This window comes from Streptomyces sp. NPDC090077 (assembly GCF_044747545.1).
Lineage (GTDB): Bacteria > Actinomycetota > Actinomycetes > Streptomycetales > Streptomycetaceae > Streptomyces.
The window spans coordinates 73,055-88,460 of the sequence record NZ_JBIVEG010000018.1 but is presented as its reverse complement, the minus strand read 5'-3'; the positions used below and the strand labels follow the sequence as shown (position 1 = coordinate 88,460).

General features: G+C 74.6%; 12 protein-coding genes. All 12 read left to right on the top strand.

The genetic code is table 11. The annotated features are described in order from the left end of the window. Positions 1-34: 34 nt before the first annotated feature. Positions 35-3,169: an amino acid adenylation domain-containing protein gene (locus ACIPW5_RS26550; RefSeq protein WP_401249678.1), complete on the top strand. Its 3,135-nt coding sequence runs from the start codon at positions 35-37 to the stop codon at positions 3,167-3,169. Further along, the gene (locus ACIPW5_RS26545) at positions 3,162-5,888 is read left to right on the top strand and encodes a beta-ketoacyl synthase N-terminal-like domain-containing protein (RefSeq protein ID WP_401249675.1); all 2,727 of its coding nucleotides are present in this window, start codon (positions 3,162-3,164) and stop codon (positions 5,886-5,888) included. The genes ACIPW5_RS26550 and ACIPW5_RS26545 overlap by 8 nt, the downstream gene beginning before the upstream one ends. Further along, the gene (locus tag ACIPW5_RS26540) at positions 5,882-7,489 is read left to right on the top strand and encodes an aldehyde dehydrogenase family protein (RefSeq protein ID WP_401249672.1); all 1,608 of its coding nucleotides are present in this window, start codon (positions 5,882-5,884) and stop codon (positions 7,487-7,489) included. Before ACIPW5_RS26545 ends, ACIPW5_RS26540 begins: the two co-directional genes overlap by 7 nt. Next, entirely contained in the window at positions 7,489-8,631 is a 1,143-nt protein-coding gene (locus tag ACIPW5_RS26535; protein ID WP_401249670.1) for an acyl-CoA dehydrogenase family protein, read from the top strand. Before ACIPW5_RS26540 ends, ACIPW5_RS26535 begins: the two co-directional genes overlap by 1 nt. Beyond that, entirely contained in the window at positions 8,631-9,944 is a 1,314-nt protein-coding gene (locus ACIPW5_RS26530; protein WP_401249667.1) for an aspartate aminotransferase family protein, read from the top strand. The genes ACIPW5_RS26535 and ACIPW5_RS26530 overlap by 1 nt, the downstream gene beginning before the upstream one ends. A gap of 1 nt (position 9,945) precedes the next feature. After that, complete coding sequence (locus ACIPW5_RS26525) at positions 9,946-10,422, top strand: type II toxin-antitoxin system RatA family toxin (RefSeq protein WP_401249664.1); 477 nt, start codon at positions 9,946-9,948, stop codon at positions 10,420-10,422. Then, on the top strand, positions 10,422-10,946 hold the full coding sequence (locus tag ACIPW5_RS26520) for a hypothetical protein (protein WP_401249661.1): 525 nt from the start codon (positions 10,422-10,424) through the stop codon (positions 10,944-10,946). Before ACIPW5_RS26525 ends, ACIPW5_RS26520 begins: the two co-directional genes overlap by 1 nt. Next, positions 10,943-11,971: a phosphatidylglycerol lysyltransferase domain-containing protein gene (locus tag ACIPW5_RS26515; RefSeq protein ID WP_401249658.1), complete on the top strand. Its 1,029-nt coding sequence runs from the start codon at positions 10,943-10,945 to the stop codon at positions 11,969-11,971. The genes ACIPW5_RS26520 and ACIPW5_RS26515 overlap by 4 nt, the downstream gene beginning before the upstream one ends. A gap of 150 nt (positions 11,972-12,121) precedes the next feature. Beyond that, on the top strand, positions 12,122-13,078 hold the full coding sequence (locus ACIPW5_RS26510) for a VlmB-like protein (protein WP_401249656.1): 957 nt from the start codon (positions 12,122-12,124) through the stop codon (positions 13,076-13,078). Beyond that, the gene (locus ACIPW5_RS26505; protein ID WP_401249653.1) at positions 13,075-13,956 is read left to right on the top strand and encodes an alpha/beta fold hydrolase; all 882 of its coding nucleotides are present in this window, start codon (positions 13,075-13,077) and stop codon (positions 13,954-13,956) included. Before ACIPW5_RS26510 ends, ACIPW5_RS26505 begins: the two co-directional genes overlap by 4 nt. Positions 13,957-13,979: 23 nt before the next feature. Next, on the top strand, positions 13,980-14,660 hold the full coding sequence (locus ACIPW5_RS26500) for a 4'-phosphopantetheinyl transferase family protein (protein ID WP_401249650.1): 681 nt from the start codon (positions 13,980-13,982) through the stop codon (positions 14,658-14,660). Positions 14,661-14,827: 167 nt separating this feature from the next. Then, the gene (locus ACIPW5_RS26495) at positions 14,828-15,385 is read left to right on the top strand and encodes a TetR/AcrR family transcriptional regulator (protein ID WP_401249648.1); all 558 of its coding nucleotides are present in this window, start codon (positions 14,828-14,830) and stop codon (positions 15,383-15,385) included. The last annotated feature ends 21 nt before the right edge of the window (positions 15,386-15,406 follow it).

Genomic DNA, 15,406 nt, shown 5'->3' with positions numbered 1-15,406 from the left:
CACGAACGGCAAGACCTTCATGGGGGAACCACAGATGACGGGTCCGGCGATATCACCGGCCACAGCAGCACAGGTCAAGCTCTTCACCCACCAGCGGCTCTTCCCGGCCGACGCCTCCTTCAACCTGAGCGGCCTCTTCCGCGTCACCGGAGGGGTCGACGTCCCGCGGCTGCGCCTCGCGCTCGGCCGCCTCGCCCGCGGCATCCGCGCGCTCAACACCGTCTTCGAGTCCCGCGACGGCGTCGTGCACGCCGTGCACCGCGTGCCCGAGGACGACCTCGACGCCCTCGTCCCGCTGACCGTCCTCCCGGGGCGCGCCCGCGACCTGGTCGCCCGGCGCATCGCGGAGCAGAGCGACACCCCGATCCCGCCGGACGCCCGGCAGTACGACTTCCGGGTCTACCAGGACGACGAGGGGACCTACGTCACCCTCCTCTTCTCGCACCTGGTCAACGACGGCTACAGCTTCTTCAACTTCACCGCCGAGCTGGAGCGCGTCTACGCCGACCCCGGCGCGGAGCTCTCCCCCGCGGCCCAGGACGACCCGTCGGCCCTGGTGGGGCCCGCCGCGGCCGGCGCCGACGCCCTGGAGTACTTCGCGGAGCGGCTCGGCCGCCTCACCACCCTCGGCGACGACCGGCTCCAGGGCCGGCGCACCGCCTCCGGAGCCCTCCTCGGCGAGGAACGCGCCCTCGAACTCGGTGCGGAGCTCGGCGAGTCGATCCGCTCGCGGACCAAGGAGCTGGGCTGCACGCCCTTCGCCTTCTTCCTCGCCGCGTACCTCGTCACGTACGCCCGGGTCACCGGCGGCCGCGAGCTGGTCACGGGCGTTCCGCTGGCCAACCGCCGCGGGCTGCGCCAGCGCCAGGCCTACGGCTACTTCGTCAACACCCTCCCGCTCGTCGTGGACCTCACCGAGCACGGCACCTTCGAGGACCTGTGCCGCGCCGTGCAGTCGGCCAGCGTGGGCATGCTGCGCCACCAGGGCTTCGACCTGGGCGCGAACGCCCGCGAGGTCGCGCCCCGGCTGGGCGGCGGCCCGCTCGCCCCCGACAACACCTTCACGTACTACAAGGAGCCGCTGCGCTTCCGGCTGGCCGGGTGCACGGTGGAGTCCCTGCCGATGCCGCGCCGGCTGGTCAAGTACCCCCTGTCGATGAACGTCGAGGACTCCGGTACCGGCTTCGTCCTCAACGCCGAGTGCACCGACGAGCAGTGGCGCACCGACCCGATGGGCGTGATGGAGCAGGTCCTCACCCTGGTGGCCGAGGACCCGAAGCGGCGCATCGAGGAGATCCCGGCCCTCTCCGCCGAGGCGGAGCGGGAGCTGTTCGCCCTGGTCAACCCGGGTGCGGGCGCCGAGCCGTACGAGGTGCCGCGGTCCCTGGCCGACTGGTTCGAGCAGACCGCGCGGGCCCACCCGGAACGCGTCGCGGTCAACGACGGCGACACGGAGCTGACGTACGCCGAGCTCGACGCGCGGGCCGGCCGGGTCGCGGCCCGGCTCGCCGCCGCCACCGGCGGCAGCCACGTCGGCATCGCCATGCGGCGCGGGGTGGACCTGATCACCGTGCTCCTCGGCACGCTCAAGGCGGGCAAGGTGTACGTCCCGCTCGACCCGGGCTCGCCCGTGTCGCGCATCGCCTCGATCCTGGAGAGCTTCCCGGACGGGCTGGCGACCGTGGTGGACGCCGAGTACTGGCCCTCGCCCGTCGCCGACTTCCTGGACGCCGCGGAACTGCTCGCGCCGGCCCGGGGCGGGGACGGCCCGCCCGGACCGGGCGCGGCCCGGGCGGACGGGGCGGGTCCCGAGGACGGCGCGTACGTCATCTTCACCTCCGGCTCCACCGGCCGCCCCAAGGGCGTGCAGGTCACCCACCGCAACGTGATGCGCCTGATGCGCTCCTGCGAGGGCCACTTCGGCTTCGGGCCCGAGGACGTCTGGAGCCTGTTCCACTCGTACGCCTTCGACTTCTCCGTCTGGGAGATCTTCGGGGCGCTGCTGTACGGCGGCCGGCTGTCCGTGGTCCCCGAGGACTGTGCCAAGTCGCCGGACCAGTTCCGGGAGTTCCTCGTCCGCGAGCGGGTGACGGTGCTCAACCAGACCCCGTCGGCGTTCGGCCAGCTGGTGAAGGTGCTCGACCCGGGCGACGGGGAGCGGCTCGCCGTCCGCCACGTGGTCTTCGGCGGCGAATCTCTGCGGTACGCCTCGCTGGGCGGCTGGTACGCGGTGATGGGCGAGCGGGCCCGGCTGGTGAACATGTACGGCATCACCGAGACGACGGTGCACGTCACCTACCACCCGGTGACCCCCGCGGACGTCCGCACCGAGACGCAGTCCGCGATCGGCCGGCCCCTGCCGGACCTGACCGTCACGGTCGTCGACGCGGACGGGAACGTCTGCCCGCCGGGCGTGCCCGGGGAGATGCTCGTCGGGGGCGCGGGCGTGACCCGCGGCTACCTCGGCATGCCGGAGCTGACCGCCGAGCGGTTCCCGGACCTCGGCGGCGGGGCCTCCTACCGCAGCGGCGACCTCGGCGTGGTCCGGCCGGACGGGACGCTGGTCCACCTGGGCCGGATCGACAAGCAGGTGCAGCTGCGCGGCTTCCGGATCGAGCTCGGGGAGATCGAGACCGCGCTGCTGTCGGTGCCGGGCGTCCACGAGGGCACCGTCCAGCTGGACGAACGCGATCCGGCCCATCCGCAGCTGGTCGCCTTCGCGGCCGGGGCGGGCCTGCCTGAGGCCGCCGAGATCCGGCGGGTGCTGCGCGAGCGGCTGCCCGCGTACATGGTGCCGGCCCGGATCGTGCGCACCGCCGCGCTGCCGCTGACCCTGAACGGGAAGGTCGACCACGCGGCGCTGCCCTGGCCCGCTGCTGCGGGGACCGCCCCGGAGGGCGGCCCGGCGGGGGCGGCCGGCCCGGCGGGTTCCGCCACCGAGGACGCCGTCCGCGCCGTCTGGGGGCAGGTGCTCCCCGGGACCGAGATCGGCCCGGAGGACAACTTCTTCGACATCGGCGGCTCTTCGATGCACGTGGTCGAGGTGCACCGGCTGCTCCAGGAGCGGCTGGCCGTGCCCGGCCTGGAAATGATCGAGCTCTACACCCACACCACCGTGCGCCGGCTCGCGGCCCACGTCGACTCCGTACGGGGGGCATCGGATGAGTGAGACCGGCAGCACGGCGGTGGCCGTCGTCGGAATGGCCGGCCGGTTCCCCGGATCCGCGACGACGCAGGAGTTCTGGCAGGGGCTGGTGGACGGCGTCGAGTCCGTCCGCACGTTCTCCGACGCGGAGATGGCCGCCGCGGGCGTCCCCGCGGAGCGGATCGCCTCCCCCGGCCGGGTCGCGCGCGGTGCCGACCTCGCGGACGCCGACCTCTTCGACGCCGCCTTCTTCGGCGTCACCCAGCGCGACGCCCGGCTGATGGACCCGCAGCAGCGGGTCTTCCTGACCTGCGCCTGGCAGGCCATGGAGGACGCGGGGCTGGCCCCGCACCCGGACTCCGGCCCGGTGGGCGTGTTCGCCAGCACCAGCCTGAGCACGTACCTGCTGTCCAACGTGCTGCGCTCGGCCGAGTACGCGGACGCGGCGCTGTCGTACCCGGTGCTGCTGGGCAACGACAAGGACTTCCTGGCCTCCCGCGTCTCGTACAAGCTCGACCTGCGCGGCCCCGCCGTGACCGTGCAGAGCGCCTGCTCCAGCTCGCTCGCCGCGGTGCACCTGGCCTGCGCGGCCCTGGCGCGCGGGGAGGTCCGGGCGGCGCTCGCGGGCGGCGTCAGCATCACCTTCCCGCAGACCTCGGGGTACGAGTACCAGGAGGGCGGGATCCTCTCCCGCGACGGCCACTGCCGGGTCTTCGACGCCCGGGCGGCCGGCACGGTCAAGGGGAACGGCTGCGGGGTGGTCGTCCTCAAGCGGCTCTCCGACGCCCTCGACGACGGCGACCGCGTCTACGCCGTCGTCCGCGGCACCGCCGTCAACAACGACGGCTCCGACAAGATCGGCTTCACCGCCCCGGGCCCGCAGGGCCAGCAGGCGGTCATCCGGGCGGCCGTCGAGGCCTCCGGGGTGCCGGCCGCGCACATCGGGTACATCGAGACCCACGGCACCGGCACCGCCGTCGGCGACCCGCTCGAACTGCGGGCGCTGACCGCCGCGTACGAGGCGGCCGGCGGCCCGGCGCCCGACTGCCTGATCGGGAGCGTCAAGGCCAACATCGGGCACCTCGACGCGGCGGCCGGGGTCACGGGCCTGATCAAGGCCGCGCTGGCGCTGTACCACCAGAAGGTGCCCCGGCAGATCAACTACGAGACGCCCAACCCGCAGCTGCGGCTGGCGGACGGGCCGTTCTCCGTGCCGGCCGGGACGGTCGACCCTCCGCGCGCCACCCCTCTGCGCGCGGCCGCGGTCAGCTCCTTCGGCCTGGGCGGCACCAACGCGCACGCCGTGCTCGGCGCGCCGCCCGCACCGGTGGTGCCCGCGGCCCGGCCGGACGGGGTGCGCTACCCCGTCGTGCTCTCCGCGCGGGATCCCGAGGCTCTGGCCGGCCTGGCCCGGGGGCTGCGGGAGCTGCTCGACGCCGCGGAGCCGCCGGCCGTCCGGGACATCGCGTACACGCTGCTGACGGGCCGCGCGCGGCTTCCCGTACGCCACGCGTTCGAGGCCGCCACCCACGAGGAGCTGCGCGCCGGTCTCGACGCGCTGCTCGCCGGGGAGCGCGCGACGGCCGTGGCACCGGCGCGGGTCTGGGCGTACGGCCCCGCGCTCAAGGTCTCCCTGCCGGGCCACCCCTTCCGGCAGGAGCGCCACTGGATCGAGCCCGAGACCCGGGCCGTTCCGGTGGCCGGGGCCCCCGCCCCTTCCCCCGCGGCGGGGGCCCCGGTCGAGGACGACGTCGTGGAGCGGGTCCTGAAGGTGCTGGAGGATGGCCTGGGCATCGACCAGATCGCCCCGGACGACGACTTCTACGACCTGGGCGGGGACTCCATGCTCGCCGTGGAGGTGGTCACCGCCCTGCGCGCGCTGTTCGGGGTCGAGCTGGACCTGGACGAGTTCGCCCGGCTGCGCACCCCCGACGAGATGGCGGACCACATCCGTGCGGCCCGCTCCGGCGGAAGCGCGGGCGGCGGCGGGATACGCGTCGTCCGCGAGGGCGTGGGCACGCCCGTGTACCTGGTGCCGCCGGCCGGGGGGACCACCTTCGTGTACCACCGGCTGGCCGACCGGACGCCGCCGGGCGCGCCGCTGCGGACGGTGGCCTTCCCCTCCGATCCGGCACTGCGGCCCGGGACGCTGCGCGAGCTCGCGGCCCTGTACGTCGGGTGGATCCGCGCGGAGCAGCCGGCGGGCCCGTACCGCCTGGGCGGCTACTCGTTCGGCGGGAACGTGGCCTTCGAGATGGCGTTGCAGCTCCAGCGGGCCGGCGAGACGGTCGAGACGCTGGTCATGCTCGACGCCCACGTGCCCGAGACGTACGTGGGCGGGCACCTGGACGCGGAGGGCTTCGCGGCCGCGGTCCCGGTGCTCCTCGACGTGGCCGCGGTCCGCGGGATGGATCCGGAGGTGCTGCGGGAGCAGGGCTTCCTCGAGATCTGGCAGCACAACCACGGCCTGCTGAAGGGCTATTACCCGGACGGCAGGTTCACCGGCGACATCGCACTGCTCCAGGCCGAGGAGGCCGAGGGGGAGGCACTGCTCGACGCGCTGCGGATGCACCCCCGCGACAAGTCCCTGTGGGACGGGCACATCAGCGGGCGGCTGCTGGTGGAGAAGGTCCCGGGCGACCACTTCTCCATGTTCGACGAGGGCGAGCGGATCGCCCGTCTCGGGGAGGCCCTCGGCGCCGCCCTCGCTCCGTACGACCAGGAAGGATCCCCCCGATGCTGAGCTACGGCTCGTACGTGGACGGCCGGGAGCAGCCGGCCGCGCACTGGGTGTACACCGTCCGCGCCTCCGCCATGCTGGGCGACTTCATGGGGGCGCTGCGCACCAAGCGCGGTCTGGAACGGGGTCTGATCTCCTCCGACGACGCGCCGGCGGAGGTGATCGGCCGCTGCGCGGTGGCCGATCCGCACGAGGTGGAGGCGGCGCTGCAGTCGGCGGCGCGGGCGGCGGCCGAGTGGTCGGCGGCCCCGCTGGCCACCCGGATGCGGCTGGTCGAGGTCTTCCACGGCCTGGTGCGCGAGAAGCACGACGAGATCGTCGACATGATGATCGCCGAGGGCCATCCGCGGGCGCTGGCGCGCTGGGAGACCTCCGGGGTCCTCGCCAACACGGCGCCGGAGACCCGGGCGTTCCTCGCGGCGCAGATGGAGCAGCGGGTGGTCACGGCCGAGCGGGAGCTCACGGTGCGCCGGGTCGCCGACGGGGTGGTCTGCCTGAACCCGCCGGCCAACGCGACCGTGGCCAACGCGCTGCTGGGCGTGTGGGCGCTGGCCGCGGGCAACGCGCTGGTGGTCCGGGCGCCGCGGAGTGCGCCGCTGGGCGTGATGCACATCCTGCGCGAGCTGATCGCGCCGGCCCTGGAGGCCGTGGGCGCTCCCGCCGCCGCGCTGTCGGTGCTCTGCTCGGACGCGCCGTCCACGCTGCGGACCTGGCTGGAGAGCCCGCTGGTCGACGACGTCATGTACTTCGGCGGGAGCCGGCAGGGCATCGAGTTCGGGGCGCGCTGCGTGGCGGCCGGCAAGAAGCCGGTGCTGGAGCTGGCGGGCAACGACGTCTGCGTGGTCTGGCACGACGCCGACCTGGACCTGGCGGCGGAGGCGCTCACCGAGGCGTTCTACGGGTCCGGGCAGATCTGCATGGTGCCGAACTGCGCGGTGGTGCACCCGGCGGTCGCGGACGAGCTGCTGCGGAAGGTGGCCGAGCGGGCCGCCCGGATCCGGCCGGGGTATCCGGAGGAGCCGGACGCGCTGCTCTCCCCGGTGCTGCGGACGGACCTGTACCGGTCCGTCCTGGACCAGGCCCTGGAGGGTGGTGCGGAGCTGGTCTGCGGCGGGCGGCGGCTGGACGTCGACGGTGCACCGGACGAGGTGGGCGGTCTGTTCCTGGAGCCCACGGTGGTCCGGGTCGAAGGGCTGAAGGGGGCGCGTGACCTGGAAGCCGTGCGCCACGAGACCTTCTTCCCGCTGCTGCCGGTCGTGGTGCCGGCGCCGGAGGAGGTGCCGGGGCTGCTGGAGGCCGTGGTGGAGTTCGTCAACACCAACGAGTACGGGCTGCGGAACTCGCTGTGGACCGGCGACGAGGAGGTGGCCGGCCGGTTCCTGGCCGGGGTGCGGGGCGGCGGCCTGCTGAAGGTCAACGACTCCCACATCGGGTTCCTTCCGGTGCTGCCCACGCACGGCGGGACCGGCCTGACCGGCGGCCCGGGCGGCGAGGCCAACTACCCGCTGCTGCGCACCTCCCACCTCCAGGGCGTGAGCGTGGGGCGCGGCGTGCGCCCCTCCGACGCCGTGTTCGCCGATCTCACGAAGGGGGCTTCGGCCTGATGCGCGCGATGGACAGCGCCCGCGAGGCGTGTCACAAGTACCTGCCCGGCCTGGCCGGGGAACTCGACGGGGTGGCCCTGGCGGTGCTGGAGGCGCCCGGCGGGCCCGGTATCGCCGCCTTCCGGTCGGCCGGCGGCCCGGGGCTGCTGATCCCGGGTGAGTACGGGGGCGGCGGCGCGGGCGCCCTGGACGCCGTACGGGTGGGGCGGGCGCTCGGCGCGCTGTCGCCCTCCCTCGGGGTCGCCGCCGCTATGCACAACTTCTCGGTGGCCAGCCTGGTGGCCCTGGTGTCCTCGCCGGACGCGAGCGGACTGGAGTGGCTGCTGATCGAGGCGATCGCCCGGGACCGGCTGCTGGTCGCCTCCGGTTTCGCGGAGGGCCGTACGGGTGCCGGGATCCTCGACTCGTCGGTCACGGCGGTGCCGGTCGACGGCGGTTTCCTGGTCAACGGCGTGAAGAAGCCGTGCAGTCTGACGCACTCGATGGACCTGCTGACCGCCGGGGTGGCGCTGCCTGCGGCCGACGGGAGCGGCGGCAGCGAGCTGGGGGTGGCGCTGGTTCCGGCGGAGTCCCCGGGGATCACCCGCAAGCCCTTCTGGGGCGCCCCGTTCCTGGCCGGTGCGGAGAGCGACGAGGTGCGGTTGGAGGACGTGCACGTACCGGACGAGCTGATGCTGCGGCCCCAGGTCGAGCTGGGCTCCGGTCTGGACACCCTGCAGACGGTCGGGTTCGTGTGGTTCGAGCTGCTGGTGACCTCGGCCTACACGGGTGCGGTGGCCCGGCTCGCGGAGGCCGCGCTGGCGGGCGGGCGGGGCAGTACGACCGACCGGGCGGCCCTGGTCACGGGCGTCGAGGCGGCCGCGGGGCTGGCCGAGAACGTGGCGCGGCGCATCGATGCGGGGCCGGTGGGCAACGACGAGCTGGCCGCCTCCCTCACCGCCCGGTACGCCGTGCAGGACCTGCTCGTGGACGTCGCCGACCGGGCGGCGGAGGTGCTCGGCGGGCTCGCGTTCGCCGCTTCCCCGGACGTCGGGGGGCTGCTGGCGGTGAGCCGGGCGCTGGCCTTCCACCCGCCGTCGCGGACGGCCTCCGCGCAGGCGCTGCTCGACCACGCCGGCGGCGCTCCGCTGCGGGTGCGGTGATGGCCGTGGCCACGCACGCCCCGGCGCCCGCGCAGGCGCCGGCCGGGGAGCTGTCCGGCGCCGAGGTCGCGGCCCTGTACAAGGCGCACCTGAGCCGGGGGCGCGGCAAGCTCGGCGAGATGTTCGGCGGCCACGTGGAGGTGTCCTCGGCCGGCAGCCGGGTCCGCACCGCCGACGGCCGGGAGTTCCTGAACGCCGGCGGGTACGGGGTGTTCCTCACCGGTGCCTGCCATCCGCGGGTGGTCGCCGCCGTGGAGCGGCAGATCCGTACGCTCCCGCTGTCGACGCGGCTGCTGCTGGAGCCGTCGGCCGCGCGGGCGGCGGAAGCCCTGGCCGGGGTCTGCCCGGAGGGGCTGGAGCGCGTGCACTTCACGGGTTCGGGCGCGGAGGCGGTGGAGACGGCGCTGAAGCTGGCCCGCAGCCTCGGCCACCGCCGTGTCGTCGCGACCCGGGGCGGCTACCACGGCAAGACCCTCGGCGCGCTGTCGGTCACCGGGAAGCCGCTGTACCAGGACCCGTTCCTGCCGCTGCTGCCGCTGGTCTCGCACGTCGCGTACGGCGACCTCGGCGCGCTGGCGGCGGAGCTCGGGCCGGACGGGTCGGACGCGGTGGTGGTCCTGGAGCCGGTGCAGGGCGAGGCGGGGGTGGTGATCCCGCCGGACGGGTACCTCGGGGCGGTGTCGGAGCTGTGCCGGGCGACGGGCGCGCTGTTCGTGCTCGACGAGATCCAGACCGGGATGGGCCGGCTCGGCGCCTGGTGGGGGGCCGACCGCGAGGGGGTCTCCCCCGACATCCTGCTGTCCGGCAAGTCGCTGGGCGGCGGGGTGATGCCGGTGGCCGCGGCCGTCGCCACCCCCCGGGTGTTCGCGGCCTTCGACCGCGATCCCTTCATCCACACGTCGACGTTCTCGGCGGCACCGGTCGCCATGGCGGCCGTCGAGGCGGCGATCGCGGTGATCCGGGACGAGGACCTGACCGGCCGGGCGGCCGCGCTGGGCCGCGTACTGCTCGGCCGGCTGGCGGACGCGGTGGCCGGGCACTGCGCGCACCTGGTCCGCGAGGTGCGCGGGGTGGGGCTGCTGATCGGCGTGGAGTTCCACGACGCGGGCGCCGCCGGGGAGTTCCTGCTGGAGCTGCTGGAGCGCCGGGTCGTCGTCAACCACTCCCTCAACGCCCACGCGGTGGTCCGCTTCACCCCGCCGGCGGTCCTCACCGACGCGGAGGCGGACGAACTGTCCGAGGCGGTCGAGGGGGCCGCCCGCGCACTCGGCCGGCGCTTCCCGCCCGCCGACCACACGACAAGGAGCTGCTGAGATGCGATCGGTGGAAGTGGAACACGTCAGTGCCGGGATCGGTGCGCGGACCGCGTACGAGCGGGTGCGCGATTTCGCCCGCTATCCGGAGCTGGTGGCCATCGTCCGGCGCGTCGAGGTGCATCCGGCGGGGCCGGGCGGTGCGGTGCACAGCGACTGGGAGGTGGACTTCCGGGGCGGCGTGCTGGCCTGGTCGGAGGAGGACGTCTTCGACGACGCGGCGATGACCGTCTCCTTCCGGCAGACCTCGGGCGACTTCGAGTCCTTCGACGGCCGCTGGGAGGTGTCCGCGGCGGGCGGGGGCGGGGCCGGCTCCCGGGTGCGGTTCGCGGCGGAGTTCGACTTCGGGCTGCCGAGCCTGTCGCAGATCATCGACCCGGTGGCCGAGCGGGTGCTGCGCGAGACCATCGCGCAGATCCTGCGGGCCCTGCTGGACGGGGAAGGGGCCGCGGCCCCGGTCGGCCGGGTGGCCGCGTAGTGGACGCCGCCAACCGCTTCGAGTCCCGCACCACGTACCGGCTGCTGCGCGCCGAGTACCTGGCGGGGCTGGTGATCAGCGCCTGGCTGCTGGTCGCGCACTGGGACGAGGTGCGCTGGCCGGTGGCCGTGGGCCTGTTCGCGTACATCGACGTCATCGGGTACCTCCCGGGCGCCCTGGCGCACAAGCGGGCCCGGGGCGGCGGCGTCCCGCGCGCGTACTACGTCCTCTACAACACGATGCACAGCTGGCTGACGGCCGGAGCGGTGGTGGGCCTGTGGGCCTGGCTGTTCGGCTGGGAATGGGCGCTGCTGGCCGTACCGCTGCACCTGTGCGGTGACCGGGGGCTCCTGGGCAACTTCCTGAAGCCGTTCTCGGTGGCCTTCGAGCCCTCCCCGCACCCTGCGTTCACCGCGTTCGAGGCGGCGGTGGGCGCGGCGGGCCGGACCCCGCCGGCCCCCCTGCGGCCGGTGCGGGCCGCCGGGGACGAGCGTCCGCAGCAGCCCGCCGGGAGTCCGGCGTGAGCGCGGGGACCGGCACGGTTCCGGGCCACTCCACGGCCCGGGCCCTGGAGCTGCTGCGCGCCCACGCCGACCACCCGAGCGCGGTGCTGGCCCTGAACCGGGGCACCCTGCGGTACACGGGCCGCACCGCCGAGGGGCTCGTCGCCCACACCCGGCGGGGCCGCCGCCACGTGGTGCAGTTCGCGGCGCCCTTCGCCGCCGGGCCGGACGGACGGGGGCGCCTGCTGGACGAGTTCCTCGCGCACCTGGCGGCGGGCCGGGGGCCGGTGCCCCGGCTCACGGCGGCGCAGGTCGGGCGGGACGACGTACCGCTGTACGCGGAGCGCGGCTTCGCCGTGAACCAGGTGGGCAGCACGTACGGCATCGACCTGGCCCGGTTCACGGTGCGCGGGAAGCCGCTGGCGAAGGTCCGGCAGAACGTCAACCGGGCCCGGCGCGAGGGGGTGACCGTGGTCGAGACGGATCCCGGCGACCCGGGCGACCGGCGCGAGCTCGACGCGATCGACGCGGAGTGGCTCGCGGCGAAGGGCCGCCACGTCAAGGAGCTGGCGTTCCTCGTCGGGGAACGCGGCGGGCCGGCGGCCGCGCTGCGCCGGACGTTCCTGGCCCGGCACCGGGGCCGCACGGTCGGCTACGTCACCTACTCCCCGGTGTGGGGCGGCAGGCCCGGGTGGCTGTACGACCTGACGCGCCGCTCGCCGCGGGCGCCGGTCGGCACCGTGGAGCTGGTCAACCTGACCGCGCTGACCCGCTTCCGGGAGGAGGGGGCGCCCTGGCTCCACCTGGGGCTGACCCCGTTCGCCGGGCTCGACGACCGGTACGAGCCGGCGTGCGCGAGCCGCGGACTGGCGCGGGCGCTGCGGCTGGTGGCCGAGCACGGGCGGCTGGTGTATCCGGCCGGCTCGCAGGAGGCCTTCAAGCTCAAGTGGGCCCCGCACGTGGTGGAGCCGGAGTACGTCGCCTTCCAGCACGGGGTGGGCCTGCCGGCCGTCTGGCACCTGCTCAGGACGACGGGCGCCGTCTGACCCCGGCGCCGTCTTTCCCCCCACACACCCCCGCACCCCCGTGCGCCTGAAACCCCTGCACCTCATCCCCCCATCCCCCATCCCCCATCCCCCATCCCCCGCATCCGGACATCCGTGCATCCGTGCACCCGAGAAATCGAGGCCGAGGCCATGACCACCACCCCCGTAGAGGCCGACTGGGACCGCGCGCCGAGCGTGCTCGAAGGCGCCCGGACGATGGAACTCACCACGCGGGACTGCAACCTGCCCTACTGGCTCCGGCACGTGGCCGGCACCATGCTGCGGCGCCTGTCCGACGGCTCGGTGCCGGACGCCGGGCCGACCGACGCGGTCTGTACGCCCGGTCCGCTGCGCGACGCGATCGTCGACGAGTTCACCTTCCGCCACCTCGCCGAGGAGAAGGCGGCCCGCGCGCTGTCCTTCCTGGTCTTCCACGCGCCGGACACCGACGACCTGGAGTTCTTCTCGACCCAGCTGGTCGACGAGGCCCGCCACGCGCGGATCTTCCGGGAGCACCTGCTGCGCGTGGGGCTGTCCCCCGAGGAGATCGCCGCGGAAGTGGCCCGGACGGCCTCGACCACCGCGGCCGCCGTGCTCGACCCGCTGGAGGAGTTCGGCCTGCGGGTGCTGCGCGACGAGGGCGACTACTACGGCGGCGTGCTGGTGCTGACGGTCCTCGTCGAGGGCATCCTGGCGCCGGCCGCCGAACTGAGCGAGCGCAAGTGGCGGCCGCTCGACCCGGCGGCGGCCCTGGTGGAGCGCGGCGCCAACATGGACGAGATCCGCCACCTCGCGGTCGGCAGCTCGGTGGTGCGCCGCTACCTGACCGAGCACCCCGGGCAGCGCCCCCGCCTGCTGGAGATCGTCACGGAGGGCCGCCGGCTGTGGGAGAAGCTCCCCATGCAGGAGGTGCTGTTCCGGCGGGAGTCCCTGTTCCAGGAGGGCCTCGCCGAACACGCCGCCCTGATCGGCGACTACGAGGTGTGGCCCGGCCGCCGACTGGTCGACACCGGCATCGAGGAGCGCATGGAGGCGGCCGCCCGCTGGTCGCAGGAGACCCAGGACACCCGCCTGGAGTACATGCTCCTCTCGGACGGTGCCCGATGAGCCGCGCGGCGGCGACCGCGGCCGAGCGCTGGGAGGTGCCGCTGCCCCCGTACCGGGGGGACGGTGAGCGGCAGGTGGTCGCGCAGGTCACCGAACCGGCCGGGGCACCCCGTGCGGTGGTGCTGATCTGGCCCGCCATGGCGGTCAGCGCCTCGTACTACGCGCCGTTCTGCGCGGAGCTCGCCGAGCTGGGCATCGCGGCGGTGGCGGCGGACCTGCGCGGCCAGGGCGAGAGCCGGCCGCGGCCGGACCGGAGCTCCGGATACGGGTACGACGAACTCGCCTCGCGGGACTGGCCCGGTGTGGTGGCCGCGGTCCGGGAGCGGTTCGGTGCGCGGGTGCCCCTGTACCTGCTGGGGCACAGCATCGGCGGGCAGGTCTCCGTGCTGTACGCGGCCCGGGAGCCCGCGGGCGTCGACGGCCTGGTCTTCGTGGCCGCCGGGTCGGTGGACCACCGCGGCTTCCCGGGTGCCTCGGGGCTGCGGGTGCTGCTGAGCACCCAGCTCGCCTCGCTGGTCTCCCGGGTCTGGGGCTACTTCCCCGGGCACCGGCTGGGGTTCGCGGGCCGGCAGCCGGCCCGGCTGATCCGGGACTGGGCCAGGATCGCCCGTACCGGGGAGTTCCAGCCGTCGGGGGCCGACGTCGTCTACGCCGACCGGCTGGCGGACGTACGCCTTCCCGTGCTCGCCGTCTCGGTCGCCGGGGACACCCTCGCTCCCCCTTCGGCGGTGGACCGGCTGTGTGCCACACTGCCCTCGTCCGTGGTCGAGCGCTGGCACTTCGAACCGGACGAGGGGGTCAGGGTCGACCACGTGCGGTGGGCCCGCGCGGGGGCTCCGGTGGCGGCGCGCATCCGCGCCTGGGCCGACGGGCTCTGATTCCAAGGGCGGTGGGGCCGGCAGTGGAAGCTCCGGTGGGCGCGCTGGTGCTGCGGACGGATTCGGCGCGGGCGCTGCGGGCGCTGGCGTCCGTGCGGGACGCCCTCACGGATGCCGAGCACGCCCGTGCCGCGCGGCTGCGCTCCGACGGCGACCGGGACGACTACGTGGCGTCCCACCTGCTGGTGCGGGAGTGCGCGGCGCGGTGGAGCGGTGTCCCGGCACGGCGGCTGACGCTGCGTCACCGCTGCCCCGGCTGCGGCTCCCCGGAGCACGGGCGGCCGTACGTCGAGGAGCTGCCGGACGTGTGCGTCAGCCTGAGCCACGCCCGCGGGTACGTCGCCGCGGCGGCCGGGACCGGTCCGGTCGCGGTGGACGCCGAGAGCCCCCGGCCGCAGGGTCTTTCGGCGGCCGGACGGCAGCGGGTGATGGCGGCGGCGGAGCTCTCGGAGATCGCCGGGGACGCCCGCCCGGACCTCGCCTTCGCGCTGCGGTGGACCTACAAGGAATGCCTGGTCAAGCTCGGTTCGGCCGACTGGGCCGGGCTGCCGGGGGTCGCCGTGCCGCGGGCGCTGCGCCCGGACGGGGTGCCGGTCCGTGCCGAGGGGCGGTGGGCCGTCCAGTGGGAGGACGGACCGGGTTCCGGCTGCGGGACGGCGGTCACCACGGGCTTCCCCGCGCTCCTTGGATTCGAAGGCCAGTAGATGGTTGAATATCCATCATTCACTCGCAGAACGAGTCGTATCGTTCAATCCGCCCACCCCACCGGATTGCCATCCACAGACTCCATGCCGACGAACGAGAAGATGAAATGGGACAGAAGAGGAATCTCACTCAGGTGTCGGATCGCTTCGGCACACATACGCGGGACTTGGACGCTCGTGAGCGGATCCTCTCCACGACGCTGGCCGTACTGGCCAGGGACGGGTACTCCAAGCTCACGATCGGCGGGGTGGCCGCCGAGGCGCGCGTCGGCAAGGCGACGATCTACCGGTCCTGGCCCAACAAGCCGGCGCTCGTCCTCGACGCGGTGCGCGAGGAGCTGCCCGCGATCCCGAACGAGGACACGGGCGACAGCAACGCCGAGCTGATCTCGGTGGCCCACGCCCTGGCGGACCTGTACTGCTCGCAGAAGATCCGCGTGGCCCTGCCGGCCCTGATGGCGGACGTCGCGGACGACTCCGGGCTGCGCAGCTTCCTGACGGAGAACCTGATCGACGGCCGCAAGGCCACCTCGTACCAGGTGCTCGCGCGCGCGGTCGAGCGCGGTGTCCTCCCCGAGGACACGGACATCTCGCTGATCCTGGACTGCTGGGCGGGGGCCATCCTCTTCCGCAGCCTGTTCTTCGAGGAGAACCTCGACGAGGACACGGTCCGCCGGATGGTCGAGGCGACGGTGGCCTCCCCGCCGCGCCTCCCGGCGGCCTGACGCGGATCCGCCGCCCCGGCC

What these genes read in the sequence shown, in the direction of transcription:
- ACIPW5_RS26550 (WP_401249678.1), top strand. Translation starts at nt 35, where the DNA reads ATGACGGGTCCGGCGATATCACCGGCCACAGCAGCACAGGTCAAGCTC.
- ACIPW5_RS26545 (WP_401249675.1), top strand. Translation starts at nt 3,162, where the DNA reads ATGAGTGAGACCGGCAGCACGGCGGTGGCCGTCGTCGGAATGGCCGGC.
- ACIPW5_RS26540 (WP_401249672.1), top strand. Translation starts at nt 5,882, where the DNA reads ATGCTGAGCTACGGCTCGTACGTGGACGGCCGGGAGCAGCCGGCCGCG.
- ACIPW5_RS26535 (WP_401249670.1), top strand. Translation starts at nt 7,489, where the DNA reads ATGCGCGCGATGGACAGCGCCCGCGAGGCGTGTCACAAGTACCTGCCC.
- ACIPW5_RS26530 (WP_401249667.1), top strand. Translation starts at nt 8,631, where the DNA reads ATGGCCGTGGCCACGCACGCCCCGGCGCCCGCGCAGGCGCCGGCCGGG.
- ACIPW5_RS26525 (WP_401249664.1), top strand. Translation starts at nt 9,946, where the DNA reads ATGCGATCGGTGGAAGTGGAACACGTCAGTGCCGGGATCGGTGCGCGG.
- ACIPW5_RS26510 (WP_401249656.1), top strand. Translation starts at nt 12,122, where the DNA reads ATGACCACCACCCCCGTAGAGGCCGACTGGGACCGCGCGCCGAGCGTG.
- ACIPW5_RS26505 (WP_401249653.1), top strand. Translation starts at nt 13,075, where the DNA reads ATGAGCCGCGCGGCGGCGACCGCGGCCGAGCGCTGGGAGGTGCCGCTG.